Raw genomic sequence first — 12,251 nt, 5'->3', positions numbered from 1 at the left:
CGTGCAGAATAAAACAGGCCAACTGCCATCGGTTTTTCGGCAACCGATTGATTTGAATGCAATCCCGTCCTAATGCGCCTTGGCCTGATCTCTGCAACGTTCCGTCTACACACATGGCGGGATGGCCAAGGGGGACGCATGACCCCGACTCAACGCAAGAAGCTGGTGGTTGCTCACTCCACACGTGAGGGCGCGCCGCTGCATGAGGTCGAAACCAACCGCGCTCTGGCGCGCTGGCTGGCGCAGATCCTCGGGCTCAAGTTCGGCGGCAGCTACGACATTGATCTGCACGCGGGGCGGGCGCTGTATTTGCTGCCTACGCAGACCCTGGTCGGCCCGGCCCAGGCCCGAGCGCTTAACATCAAGGGGCCAGAGGATTTGTGGGGCGGTTACGTCAATCACGACTTCATCTGCACCAAAGCCATCAGTCATGGCTTGCTCAGTCCTGAAGCCAAAGCGCCGCAAGGTTGGTCGGCGTTGTTTTGCGAGCGTGTACGAAAAGTCGTGCTGGACGGTCTGAGCGTCTTTGCACTGGAAGACGCACGGCCCGCCGCCACACGCTTGCTCCACAGCGGCCCCATCCGCTTGAAACCCGTGCACGCCTGCGCGGGTCGAGGCCAGGAAGTTATCCACAGCCTGGATGAATTCGAAGCGGTGCTGGCGCGACCGGATGCCGCGAAACTCTTCAACGAAGGGGTGGTGCTGGAGCAGGACCTGCACGATGTGATCACCCACAGCGTTGGCCAAAGCTTTATCGGCGATCACGTGTTCAGCTACTGCGGCGAGCAATACCTGACGAAGGACGGGCAGGGCGAAGAGGTCTACGGCGGCTCCAACCTGTTGGTAGTGCCCGGTCACTACGACGACCTGCTGCAACTCGAACTGCCCAACGACGTACGCGAAGCCATCGAACAAGCCCAGGTCTTCGATGCGGCTGCCGATGAGGCCTACCCCGGCTTCTACGCATCACGGCGCAACTACGACATCGCTCAGGGCCTGGACAGCAACGGCCAACGCCGCAGCGGTGTACTCGAACAATCCTGGCGCATGGGCGGGGCCAGCAGCGCGGAAGTCGCGGCGCTGCAAAGTTTTATCAACAACCCTGGCCTGCGTGCGATCCATGTGTCCTCGGTGGAAACCTACGTGGACCAACCGCTGCCGGCCAATGCCATCGAGGTGTATCGCGGCCCGGCGGAAAACAGCGAGTTTCTTCTCAAGTACGTGACGGTTAAGGCTTATGACGGCTAAAAGCGAAAGCATTGCGATCGATATCGACGACGAACAGATGAGCGGCACCTTCCTCAGCCCTAAATCCAAAGTCCCCGGCGTGTTGTTTGTGCACGGTTGGGGCGGCAGCCAGGAGCGAGACCTGGAACGCGCCAAAGGCATCGCCGGCTTGGGTTGCGTGTGCCTGACCTTCGACCTGCGCGGGCACGCCGGCACGGGCATTCCATTGTCCCGCGTCACCCGCGAAGACAACCTGCGCGACTTGCTGGCGGCCTATGATCGACTGCTGTCGCACCCCGCCATCGACACCTCGGCGGTGGCGGTGGTGGGCACCAGTTACGGCGGCTACCTTGCGGCGATTCTCACCTCATTGCGCCCGGTGCGCTGGCTGGCGCTGCGCGTGCCGGCGTTGTACCGCGATCAGGAATGGCTCAAACCCAAGCGTGATCTGGATAAGGCCGACCTGATGGATTACCGCAGCACCTTGGTCCACGCCGAAACCAATCGCGCCTTGCACGCGTGCTCTGCGTTTACCGGTGATGTATTGATCGTCGAATCGGAAACCGATGACCACGTGCCCCACGCCACTATCATGAGCTACCGTGCGGCGTGCCAGCAGACCCACTCACTGACCCATCGCATCATCGACGGTGCCGACCATTCTCTCAGCGATCCGGTGTCCCAACAGGCCTACACCTCAATCCTGGTGGACTGGATCACCGAGATGGTGGTGGGCGAACGGTTGAGCATCATTCAGTCCCAGTAAAGCGTTCAAGCGGGTGTTTTCTTCACCCGCAACGCCTTCGCCTTGGCCTCCACACCGAGGTACATCACCAGCGCGATCAGCAGCGGCAAGATGAAGTAAATCGCCCGATACGCGATCAACCCGGCAAGCAAACTGCCCCGCGACGCCTCATGCTGCAACAGTGCAATAAACACCGCTTCCAGCACGCCCAGCCCTGCCGGAATATGGGTGAGCACTCCGGCAATCGCGCTGATCAGCAACACACCCAGCACCAGCGGATAATCCAGCTTGGCCGGCAATAAGGTGAAGATCACCGCCGCCATCAGCGACCAATTCAATGCGCCGAGCAGCAATTGCAGGCACGCCATGCGCACGGACGGCAGGTTGATTTCCATGCCGCGAATCGTCCACGCACGCTTTTTCGAAAACTGGCAGGCCACCAGATAGCCGAGGCTGGCCAGTACCAACAACGCGCCAATGCCTTGCAAGGCCGTGGTGCTGACCTTCCACCCCGGCGGCATGGTCACCAAACCGCTGCTGAACACCACCCCGGCGATCGCCATGTAGCCAAACCAATTGGTGGCCAGGCTCAGGCCGAGGATCTTGGCGATATTGCCGTTGCTCACCCCCAAGCGCGAATACAGGCGATAACGCATGGCGATGCCGCCGACCCACGCGCTCAGGTTGAGGTTGAACGCGTAGCTGATGATGCCCACGGGTAGGATCTGCTTCCACACCAGGTTCTGGCGAATGTAGGTGCGGCCGATCAAATCGAAGCTGGCGTACACCAAAAAGCTGCACAGAGTCAGTGCGCCGGCGATCACCAGGGTGCGCACCTTGAAGTCGCCCAGGGTCTGCACTACCTCGCTCCAATCGATGCGCCGCGCGAGCAGGGTGAACAGCACGATCAACACCAGGAAAAAGGCGATGGTCAGCGGTTTCTTCCAGCGTTTGAACCGGGATTCAGCGGTCATTGGCCTGGCTCTCGATGGGTTTCAACCGTGGCTTGTGTGCCGGTAGCCATCCCGTCAAGGCCGGGAAGTGGCGCATCACATGAAACACCAGGAAGCCCACGGTCAATCGCCAGAGCCACAGGCGCGGTTTGCGGTTTTCCGGCATGGTCTGGCAGTGGTCGCGGGCGAGTATTTCCAGGCGTTCATACAGCTGTTGATTGAACGCGCGGTCACGAATCAACACGTTGGCTTCCAGGTTCAGCGACAGGCTCAACGGGTCCAGATTGCTCGACCCCACGGTGCTCCATTCATCATCCACCAACGCCACCTTGCCGTGCAGCGGGCGCTGGCAGTATTCGTGGATGACCACGCCGTCCTTGAGCAAATAGTCGTAGAGCATCCGCGCCGCGAGCTTGGCCAGCAGCACATCGGGCTGGCCCTGCATGATCAGTTGCACCTGCACACCACGCCGCGCGGCATTGCGTATTTCCCGCAGCAGGCGGTAGCCGGGGAAGAAGTAGGCGTTGGCGATCACCACGCGCTGTTGCGCCTTGCTCAGCGCGTGGATGTACGCCTCTTCAATGTCATCGCGATGCTGCACGTTGTCGCGGTAAATCAGGCGCACCAGGCCTTCGCCCTGGTCGGTGGACCACAACGAAGGCCGTTGCTGGCGCCGCCGCCAGCCACGTCGCGTGCGCACCTGGCGACCACTTTGCGCCAGGGCGAAATGATGCAGGTCCGCCACCGCCGGGCCCACCACCTGCACCGCGTAATCCTGCTTGGCTTCGGGGCCGAAATCGCCCAAGTGGTCGGCAGAAAAGTTGATCCCTCCGATAAACGCCACTTCTGCATCCACCACCACAATCTTGCGGTGCAGGCGACGAAACCAGTTGGTGCGAAAACCCAGGGTCTTGGACGCCGGGTCAAACATCTGCACCGTCACTCCGGCGTCCGCCAGTTCGCCCAGAAACGACGGGCTCAGTTCGCCGCAACCAAAACCGTCCAGGCTTGCCACCACCTTCACCCCACGCTGCGCGGCCTCGATCAGGATGCCGTGCAGTTCATGGCCTACCTTGTCTTCGAAAAGAATGAATGTCTCCAGCAGAATCTCCCGTCGGGCCGCGCGCAGGGCTTCGAACACCTTGGGAAAATACGCCTCGCCGTTCTCCAGCAATTGGACCTGGTTACCACTCTGCCAGCCGTAATCCAGGTCGCGGGCCTTGGCTTCGTCCGGCGGCTGGTCGGTGGAGATATGTTCCACGGCCACGTTCATAGCTCGACCTCGACCGACAGCGGCACATGGTCGGACAGGTGAGACCACGGCCGCGTGGTCAGCACCCGAGGGTTATGCACTTTCAGATTGCGCACATAAATCCGGTCCAACGGCAGTAAGGGCAAACGCGCCGGGAAGGTACGCGCAGGTTTACCGATGGATTCAATAAACACTTCCTTCAAGCCCGCCTTGCTCAGGTCGGCCTTTTGGCGCCAATCGTTGAAATCACCGGCCACGATCAGCGGGGCGTCGGCCGGTATCTCGCTGATGCGCTGCTCAATCAAGCGCAATTGCTGCTGGCGGTGCACTTCGCGCAAGCCCAGGTGGATGCAGATCGCATGGATCTCCTGGCCGCTGCCTGGCAGGCGCAGCACGCAATGCAGCAGGCCACGGTTTTCATGGCCGCTTTGGGAAATATCGAGATTGTCGTAGCGCACGATCTGGAATTTCGACAGCAACGCATTGCCATGGTCGCCATGGGGGTAGACCGCGTTGCGGCCATAGGCGAACTGCGGCCAGATGCTGTCGGCGAGGAATTCGTACTGCGGCATGTTCGGCCAGTCGCTGAAGCGCTGTGGATGGCGCTCGTGGGTGCCGTGGATTTCCTGCAGGAACACCATGTCGGCGCCCACGCTGCGCACCGCTTCGCGCAGCTCGGGCAGGATGAAACGTCGATTCAGGGCGGTAAAGCCCTTGTGGATATTGACCGTCAGCACCGTGAAGCGAGTGATGGCGACGCTGGGGGTGATGGGCACCCAGTCGGGGATCGCAGCCATGATTGCTCCTGTGAAAGAAGTGGGGGCTTGGCCCCCGTTTATGGCTGACTGTGATTTTTGACGGAAAGTTTCCAGCGTCCTACAGACGGCATAAAGATGCCGCTGAAGGGGAACGATCAACGTTCAAACCCGTCAGTTCCTTACAGACCCTTCTGAAGGAGCTCAGTGTTTTGCTGAATCTCAAGACTGCATTACTGCTTGGCGCGCTGCTGTTTTGCGGCAGTGGCGCACTGCAAGCGGCGGCCACCGCGCCGGAACCTGAAGCGCCGGCCAAGCCGGAGTTGCTGGTGGAGGGCGGGCTGCTGGGGGCGATCAGTTCCAGCATCGATGACGTACAGCAAAAGCTCGACCTCAATCAGAACCTGATCGACGAGTGGCGCCTGCGCGCGGACCGAGCGGCCGACGAGGTCGGGCGGCTGGTCAACCAGACCGCTGCGCGTTCACCCTGGAGCGTGGCAGGGGATTTCCTGTTGTTGTCCGGCGTGTGGGTCGGCGCGTTTGTGGCGCTGACGCTGTTGGGGCGATTTATCGTACAGCGCCTGGGCCGCCGTGCCTTCTTCGAACGTCGCGAACGCCTGCTGGCGGTGCTTGGGTATGTGATTCCCTACACGATTCCCGCGCTTGTCTGTCTGCCGCTGACGCTTTATGTCAGTCACTTTCTGCCCACCTCTGTAGGTCGCGCGCTGGCGCTGTGCTTTGCCTACGCCACCAGTAGCGGCATCTTTTCCACCTCGATGCTGTTGTGCGTGATTGTCATGTTCAATGTCGGGCACAAGCGCCCGGCGGTTCGGATCATTCGCAGCTACTGCCCCAAGCCGTTGTTCCTGATCGGCTTCCTCGCCGCCCTCAGCGATGCGCTGACCAGCCCACAGATCGCCCGTCAGCTCGGTGGCAATATCACCAGCAGCATCGCGGTGTTTACCGGGCTGTTTGCGGCGGTGATTTTCGGCATGCTGGTGGTCCGCCTGCGCCGCCCGGTGGCCCACCTGATTCGCAACCGGCCATTGGCTCAACGTCTTAAACATCCGGCGCTGCAACAATCGCTGCGGATATTTTCCGGCCTGTGGTATTGGCCGATCCTGTTGATGGTGCTGGTGTCGGCGATCAACCTGATCGGCGCCGGTGACGACAACCAGAAGGTCTTGCGCTGTGCGTTGTTCACCACGATCCTGCTGATCGGCACGGTGTTCCTCAGCACGGTGCTGCAACATCTGTTCAAGTCCCGCAGCCAAGTGGCGATCCAGCGCAGCAGCGCGTATAAGGAACGCTTCCTCAGCCTGTTGCACGCGATCCTGCGCATTGTCATGGCCATCGCGTTTATCGAAATCCTCGGACGCATCTGGGGTGTGTCGCTGTTCGAATTCGCCCAGCGCAACTCGGTGGGCCGGGCGATCAGTGATTCTCTCAGCAGCATCGGCTTGATCCTGCTGATGACCTGGCTGTTCTGGGTGGTGCTCGACACGGCGATCCAGGAAGCGCTGAAGCCGCCGGTCAACAAGCGCTCCAGTCGCCAACCGAGCACGCGGGTGAAAACCATCCTGCCGCTGCTGCGCAATGCGGTGAAGATCATCCTCGTGGTGATCTGCGCGATCACCACCATGGCCAACCTCGGGATTAACGTCGCACCGCTGCTGGCCGGTGCCGGGGTGGTCGGCCTGGCCATTGGTTTTGGCTCGCAGCAATTGGTGCAAGATGTGATCACCGGGCTGTTCATCATCATCGAAGACACGCTGTCCATCGGCGACTGGGTGGTACTCGACTCCGGCCACGCAGGCACCGTCGAAGGCCTGACCATTCGCACCCTGCGCCTGCGCGACGGCAAGGGCTTTGTGCATTCGGTGCCGTTCGGACAGATCAAGGCAGTCACCAACCAGTCGCGGCAATTTGCCTATGCGTTCTTCTCGGTGCAGTTCACCTACGGCACGGACGTGGACAAGGCGGTGGAGTTGATCCGCGAGGCGGGGCAGTCGATTCGGGATGACGTGTTCCTCAAATACAACCTGCAAGGCCCGCTGGAAGTCTTCGGCGTCGACAAGATGGACCTCAACGGCGTGGTGCTCACGGCGCAGTTCCGCACGGTGTCGGGTGGGCAATATGCGGTGAGCCGCGCGTTCAACCAGCGCCTGAAAAAGCTTGTGGATAACTGTGCCGAGGTGCATTTCGCGCAGACTTATCCACAGCAGGTCATGGTGCCTGTGCGGACGGCCCTTGAGCATGAACCGACGGAGGCAGGCGCGAAGATAGTTAATCCGTGACGGTTGCGCTACAAACCCGCAAAATGCAACGATTCTGGCCAAGACCAGAAAACCTTCGTTCCAAACAGACCGGGCCTGCTCAATCTATGCGAATGCGCCTTATGTTACTGGGCGGCGGGAATGCCCTCGGGCAGGCGCTGATTCGCCTCGGTGCAGAGGAAGACATCGGTTTCCTCGCACCCAAACCGCCCCAAGACGGCTGGGATGCCGCGAGCCTCACCCAATTGCTCGACGACACCCGTCCCGATGCGTTGATCAACCTCGCCTACTATTTCGACTGGTTCCAGGCCGAAGCGGTCAGCGAAACCCGTCTGGCTGCCCAGGAATTTGCCATCGAGCGGCTGGCCGAGCTGTGCCAGCACCACAACATCACCCTGCTGCAACCGTCCAGCTACCGCGTGTTCGATGGCTCCCGCGCCACCGCCTACAGCGAAAAAGACGAGCCTGTGCCCCTGGGCCTGCGCGGCCAGGCGTTGTGGCGCATCGAGCAGAGCGTGCGTGCCACCTGCCCGCAGCATGTGTTGCTGCGGTTTGGCTGGCTGCTGGATGACAGTGTCGATGGCACCCTCGGGCGCTTTTTGGCTCGGGCCGAGAAACCGGATGAATTGCTGATGGCGGACGACCGTCGCGGCAACCCGACGCCGGTGGATGATGCGGCGCGGGTGATCATCTCGGTGCTCAAGCAGCTCGATTGTGCTGCGCCGCTGTGGGGCACTTATCACTACGCCGGCCAGGAAGCGACCACACCGTTGGCGCTGGGGCAGGCGATCCTCACCGAAGCGCGCAGCTATCATCCGCTGGCAATCGAATCGCCTACCGCCCAGGCCCACGCGGCCCGGCCGGATGCGAGCGAAGAACCGCAACACGCGGTGCTCGCCTGCAAGAAAATCCTCCACACCTTTGGCATCAAGCCACGGGCATGGCGGGCGGGGTTGCCGGCGTTGCTGGATCGGTTTTACCGCCACGGCCAATAAAAAAAGGCGCCTGAAACAGGCGCCTTTTTTTGTACGGCGGTTTTAGAACTTGTAGCCAATACCCACCATGTAAACCATCGGGTCCACATCAACGTTCACCTTGGCGCGAGTGCCCGGTGCCACGCCGTTGTTTTCCACGGTGGCCTTGGTGCTGATGTCGATGTAGCGCGCCTGGGCGTTGATCATCCACTTGTCGTTGATCATGTAGTCCGCGCCGATCTGTGCGGCCCAGCCCCAGGAGTTTTCAGCCTTGAAGTTGCTGAAGCCTGCGCCCTGGGCACGGCTGCCGACGTGTTCGTCGTAGATCCAGGTGTAGTTGATACCGGCGCCCACGTACGGCTGGAAGGCCGACTTGTTGTCGAGTGGGTAGTACACGACGCTCAGGGTCGGCGGCAGGTGTTTCAGGGTGCCGAGCTTGCCGTTGGCCGGGCTCAGGGCGGTGCCCTTGATCTTCACATCATGCTCGAACGGCGTGGCGGCCAGCAGTTCGATACCGACGTGGTTGGTCAGCATGTAGGCGAAGTTCAGGCCCAGTTGGGTGTCACTGCTCATGGTCGCCTTGCCGCCCAGGTTGGTGCCCGCCAACGGACCCTGGTCAACTTTGACGTGGCCGCTGTCCGCCTTTGGGTTCACGGTAATTGCACCGGCGCGCACCAGAATGTCGCCCGCTTCGTGAGCGTGTGCAACGGGGGCGACGAGGGCGAGCGCGAAGAGGGACGCGCCGAGCAGAGACTTGTTCATGGGAGCTCCAAAGGACGTTTAAAAGTTGTACGTCCAATGGTAAAGATCGTTCCGTCCGGTCTTTTGACTCAGCTCAATGAAAGGGCGATCAGCCTTATTCAGGCAGTTCGTACATGTAAATTTTCTCGGCATCCATCTGGTAACCGGCATCGGCCAGCTCGCTGGTGGACGGTTTGACTTGCATCGCGCCTTCGATCCAATATGGCTGGTACAGCTCATCGAGCTTCACGCCGATTTCGCTTTTGACATGCACGATCTGGTTCGAAGGCGGCGGCGGCACATGGATGCACGCGCCGAAATACGGCACCAGCAAGAACTCCGTCGTGCGGCCTTCCTCACTGACTTCCAGCGGCACGATGTAGCCCGGCAGTCGGATGTGCTGGCCGTCGAGGCTTTGCACCACCGGGGCGTTGGGCAAGTCCTGCTTGGCCGCTGGCGCTGCCTCGACCGACAAGGCATCGGCCATGTTCGACAAGTCGTGCAGCGGTTTCATATTGGGGATTTCCGGCGGTGCATCCGGCGGAATCATCTCCTGCCACGACAAATCCTTGAGCTGCTCATCGGCCCATACGGGCACGGCCACCAGCAGCAACAACGCAAACAGCGCACGACGCATCGAAGCCTTCCTCATAAACGTATGGACAGGCCATCGGCCAGGGATTGCCGATAGGCGCGCCACGCGGGCACGCTGCCCATCAACAGCGCAGCGCCCAGGATACCGGCGAGCAGCGTCCATTCATATTCGCTCGGCCACGACATCGGCAGGTCCAGGCCGTAGTTTGCCTGCAGATACCCGCGCGAGACGGCGATGCACACATAGAGCAAGCCAACGCCGGCAACCACGCCAGACAACGCCAGGGCGAAGGCTTCGAAGATCAGCAGTGTCGCGATATGCCACGGGCGCGCACCCACCGAACGCAAGATCGCCATTTCGCGACGTCGTTCGTTGAGGCTGGTGAGGATCGCCGTGAGCATGCCGATCAAGCCGGTGAGTACTACGAACAACGAGATCACGAACAGTGCTTTTTCGGCGGTGCCCATCATGCTCCACAGCTCTTGCAGCGCCACGCCGGGCAGGATCGCCAGCATCGGCTCGCCGCGGAATTCGTTGATTTCCCGTTGCAGGGCGAAGGTGGAAATCTTGTTGTTCAGGCCGAGCATGAACGCGGTGATGGCCTGCGGCGTGAGGTCCATGTTGCGCGCCTGGTCGGCACTGATGCGGCCTTTGCCTTGGGCTGGCACGCCGTTGTGCCAGTCGATATGGATCGCCTCCATGCCGCCGAGGCTGATGTGCAATGTGCGGTCCACTGGCGTGCCGGTGCGCTTGAGAATGCCGACCACGGTGAAGGGTTTGTCATCGTGTTTCACCAGGCTGACCACCGCCACGCCATGGGCCAGCACCAGTTTGTCGCCGAGCTTGTAGTGCAGGGCGTCAGCCACTTCTGCACCGAGCACCACCTCAAACGGGTCGGTGGCGAAGGCGCGGCCGCTGGCCAGTTCGAGGTTTTGCTTGCGGCCGTATTGGTAGTGCTCGAAGTAGGATTCGTTGGTGCCCATCACGCGGTAGCCGCGATGGGAGTCACCCAGGGAAATCGGGATGGCCCACTTTACTTGGGGGCTGGCGGCGAAATGCTCGAAGCTGTCCCAACGGATGTTGTTGGTGGCGTTGCCGATGCGGAATACCGAGTACAGCAGCAGGTTTACGGAGCCGGAACGCGCGCCGACAATCAGGTCGGTGCCGCTGATGGTGCTGGCGAAACTGTTGCGCGCCTCGACGCGCACCCGCTCTACCGCGAGCAGCAAGCAGACTGAAAGCGCGATGGCGAACGCGGTGAGGATCGCGGTAAAGCGGCGGTTAGCCAGGCTGGCCATGGCTAGACGGAACAGATACATCTCAAACCTCTGCGGGCGTGGCGGCGCGATTGAGTTCGGCCAGCGACAGGTTGCGGTCGAACAGCGAAGCCAGGCTCTGGTCATGGCTGACAAACAACAGGCTGGCGCCGGCTTCACGGCATTCGGCAAACAACAGCTGTAGGAAGGCTTCGCGGGCGTCGTAGTCCAGGGCCGAAGTGGGCTCGTCGGCGATCACCAGCTCCGGTTGGCCGATCAATGCACGGGCGGCGGCCACCCGTTGTTGCTGGCCGATGGACAGCGAGTCGGCGCGGCGTTCCAGCAGGGCTTTGTCTTTCAACCCAAGGTGTGCGAGCAACGCGGCGGCGGCCTGGTCGACACTGCCGTGGCGCTGTTTCGCCCGCTGCGCACGCAACTTGGAAAAATGGCAGGGCAACTCGACGTTCTCGCGCACCGACAGGAACGGCAGCAGGTTGAACTGCTGGAAGATGTAGCCGGTGTGGTCGACGCGAAAACGGTCGCGGGCACCGGCCGAGAGCTCGGTCAGCTCCTGGCCGAGCAGACGGATGCTGCCCTGGTTGGGTGTCTGCACGCCGCCAAGCAGTCCCAGCAGCGTGGTTTTGCCACTGCCGCTCGGGCCCTTGAGAAACAGGGTTTCCCCCGCGTCCAGGCGGAACGCGGGGATGTCCAGCAACTGCGGGTGACCGGGCCAGTTGAAGCCCAGGTCAGACAGTTCGATCAATGCGTGGGTCATGTGAACTCAGAACTTCAGGGTGGCTGCTGTGGCCGTCGCTTCAACACCTTGCTGGCCGCTCGGGCCGATCAGTTGTACCTGAATTTTCTGGGTGGCGGGGAAGGTCTTGAAGACCTGGGTCAGGTCGAGGATGCTCAAGGCCGTCGGCGTGGCACAGGTGAACTGGTAGTGGGCGTGGATTTCGCTGTGGTCGTGATGGTGCTCGTGGGCGCCGTCTTTGGCGTCGTGATCGTGGTCATCATCGTCGTCGTGGTCTGCTTCAGGCTTGTCGCCAAACAGCGGGCTATTGAGTTCCTGGCTGCTGACCACGCAACCGGCGCCCTTAGGCAGGTTGAACAGGGCGGCTGGGTTTTCCAGCTGTTTGCGCACGGCGGCGACCTTGGCTTTGTCCGACGGGGTGGTGGCCAAGTGTTCGAAACCCACCAGGTTCATCGCCGGGCTGTCCAGTTCCAGCTCCAGCGCCTGGCCGTCGAGCACTGCGTTGAGGCGACCGACGCCATGTTCGTGGGCGCCAAGGCTGCCGTGTTCATGGTCGTGATCATCATGAGCGTGGGCAACCGCCAATGGCAGCAGGGCGAACGGCAAAGCAAGCAACAGACGGCGCATGAGAAGGCTCCAGAACATGAAAGTTTTGTTATGTGATCTTATAACAATTGCCGCTGAGTTTGACCGCCCGCTTGGCGTTGCGCAAGCTGCATGGGA

General features: G+C 61.3%; 12 protein-coding genes. 4 read left to right on the top strand and 8 right to left on the bottom strand.

From position 1 onward, the window contains the following. The first annotated feature begins 138 nt into the window (after positions 1-138). Positions 139-1,248: a DUF3182 family protein gene (locus ACP7BX_RS22205; protein WP_426131768.1), complete on the top strand. Its 1,110-nt coding sequence runs from the start codon at positions 139-141 to the stop codon at positions 1,246-1,248. Next, on the top strand, positions 1,238-1,993 hold the full coding sequence (locus ACP7BX_RS22200; protein ID WP_033897979.1) for an alpha/beta hydrolase family protein: 756 nt from the start codon (positions 1,238-1,240) through the stop codon (positions 1,991-1,993). Before ACP7BX_RS22205 ends, ACP7BX_RS22200 begins: the two co-directional genes overlap by 11 nt. A gap of 5 nt (positions 1,994-1,998) precedes the next feature. On the opposite strand, the gene ACP7BX_RS22195 is transcribed toward ACP7BX_RS22200, so the two are convergent. From ACP7BX_RS22195 to ACP7BX_RS22185, 3 genes are read right to left on the bottom strand one after another with little or no spacing between them, the layout of a single operon-like run. After that, positions 1,999-2,946: a lysylphosphatidylglycerol synthase domain-containing protein gene (locus ACP7BX_RS22195; RefSeq protein ID WP_426131766.1), complete on the bottom strand. Its 948-nt coding sequence runs from the start codon at positions 2,944-2,946 to the stop codon at positions 1,999-2,001. After that, positions 2,936-4,198, bottom strand: coding sequence for a cardiolipin synthase ClsB (gene clsB / locus ACP7BX_RS22190; protein WP_426131764.1), 1,263 nt, complete (start codon positions 4,196-4,198; stop codon positions 2,936-2,938). Before clsB ends, ACP7BX_RS22195 begins: the two co-directional genes overlap by 11 nt. Next, the gene (locus tag ACP7BX_RS22185) at positions 4,195-4,974 is read right to left on the bottom strand and encodes an endonuclease/exonuclease/phosphatase family protein (RefSeq protein ID WP_426131762.1); all 780 of its coding nucleotides are present in this window, start codon (positions 4,972-4,974) and stop codon (positions 4,195-4,197) included. Before ACP7BX_RS22185 ends, clsB begins: the two co-directional genes overlap by 4 nt. 170 nt (positions 4,975-5,144) lie before the next feature. On the opposite strand from ACP7BX_RS22185, the gene ACP7BX_RS22180 reads away from it, so the two are divergent. Together ACP7BX_RS22180 and ACP7BX_RS22175 are read left to right on the top strand one after the other, a co-directional pair. After that, entirely contained in the window at positions 5,145-7,229 is a 2,085-nt protein-coding gene (locus ACP7BX_RS22180) for a mechanosensitive ion channel family protein (protein WP_426131760.1), read from the top strand. Between the two features lie 86 nt (positions 7,230-7,315). Beyond that, the gene (locus ACP7BX_RS22175) at positions 7,316-8,203 is read left to right on the top strand and encodes a sugar nucleotide-binding protein (protein WP_082461511.1); all 888 of its coding nucleotides are present in this window, start codon (positions 7,316-7,318) and stop codon (positions 8,201-8,203) included. Positions 8,204-8,245: 42 nt separating this feature from the next. On the opposite strand, the gene ACP7BX_RS22170 is transcribed toward ACP7BX_RS22175, so the two are convergent. From ACP7BX_RS22170 to ACP7BX_RS22150, 5 genes are all read right to left on the bottom strand, one after another. Next, a complete protein-coding gene (locus ACP7BX_RS22170; RefSeq protein ID WP_016978527.1) occupies positions 8,246-8,944 on the bottom strand; it encodes an OmpW/AlkL family protein in 699 nt (232 codons plus the stop codon). 94 nt (positions 8,945-9,038) lie between these two features. Beyond that, the gene (locus tag ACP7BX_RS22165) at positions 9,039-9,560 is read right to left on the bottom strand and encodes a DUF3299 domain-containing protein (protein WP_426131757.1); all 522 of its coding nucleotides are present in this window, start codon (positions 9,558-9,560) and stop codon (positions 9,039-9,041) included. An 11-nt stretch (positions 9,561-9,571) separates the two neighbouring features. Beyond that, entirely contained in the window at positions 9,572-10,837 is a 1,266-nt protein-coding gene (locus ACP7BX_RS22160; protein WP_426131755.1) for an ABC transporter permease, read from the bottom strand. Between the two features lies 1 nt (position 10,838). Beyond that, positions 10,839-11,549 (bottom strand): ABC transporter ATP-binding protein, encoded by a 711-nt coding sequence (locus ACP7BX_RS22155; RefSeq protein ID WP_033897969.1) that lies wholly within the window; start codon positions 11,547-11,549, stop codon positions 10,839-10,841. Between the two features lie 6 nt (positions 11,550-11,555). Next, on the bottom strand, positions 11,556-12,155 hold the full coding sequence (locus tag ACP7BX_RS22150; protein ID WP_426131753.1) for a DUF2796 domain-containing protein: 600 nt from the start codon (positions 12,153-12,155) through the stop codon (positions 11,556-11,558). Between the last annotated feature and the right edge of the window lie 96 nt (positions 12,156-12,251).

Origin of the sequence: Pseudomonas sp. DWP3-1-3b3 (assembly GCF_049896305.1) — a bacterium.
Classification (GTDB): Bacteria; Pseudomonadota; Gammaproteobacteria; order Pseudomonadales; family Pseudomonadaceae; genus Aquipseudomonas; species Aquipseudomonas azotoformans_A.
The sequence above is the reverse complement of the archived record's forward strand: the minus strand, read 5'-3'. Positions and strand labels throughout refer to the sequence as shown.

Coding starts and splice junctions, on each gene's coding strand:
- ACP7BX_RS22205 (WP_426131768.1), top strand. CDS start 139: ATGACCCCGACTCAACGCAAGAAGCTGGTGGTTGCTCACTCCACACGT.
- ACP7BX_RS22200 (WP_033897979.1), top strand. CDS start 1,238: ATGACGGCTAAAAGCGAAAGCATTGCGATCGATATCGACGACGAACAG.
- ACP7BX_RS22195 (WP_426131766.1), bottom strand. CDS start 2,946: ATGACCGCTGAATCCCGGTTCAAACGCTGGAAGAAACCGCTGACCATC.
- clsB (WP_426131764.1), bottom strand. CDS start 4,198: ATGAACGTGGCCGTGGAACATATCTCCACCGACCAGCCGCCGGACGAA.
- ACP7BX_RS22185 (WP_426131762.1), bottom strand. CDS start 4,974: ATGGCTGCGATCCCCGACTGGGTGCCCATCACCCCCAGCGTCGCCATC.
- ACP7BX_RS22175 (WP_082461511.1), top strand. CDS start 7,316: ATGCGAATGCGCCTTATGTTACTGGGCGGCGGGAATGCCCTCGGGCAG.
- ACP7BX_RS22170 (WP_016978527.1), bottom strand. CDS start 8,944: ATGAACAAGTCTCTGCTCGGCGCGTCCCTCTTCGCGCTCGCCCTCGTC.
- ACP7BX_RS22165 (WP_426131757.1), bottom strand. CDS start 9,560: ATGCGTCGTGCGCTGTTTGCGTTGTTGCTGCTGGTGGCCGTGCCCGTA.
- ACP7BX_RS22160 (WP_426131755.1), bottom strand. CDS start 10,837: ATGTATCTGTTCCGTCTAGCCATGGCCAGCCTGGCTAACCGCCGCTTT.
- ACP7BX_RS22155 (WP_033897969.1), bottom strand. CDS start 11,549: ATGACCCACGCATTGATCGAACTGTCTGACCTGGGCTTCAACTGGCCC.
- ACP7BX_RS22150 (WP_426131753.1), bottom strand. CDS start 12,155: ATGCGCCGTCTGTTGCTTGCTTTGCCGTTCGCCCTGCTGCCATTGGCG.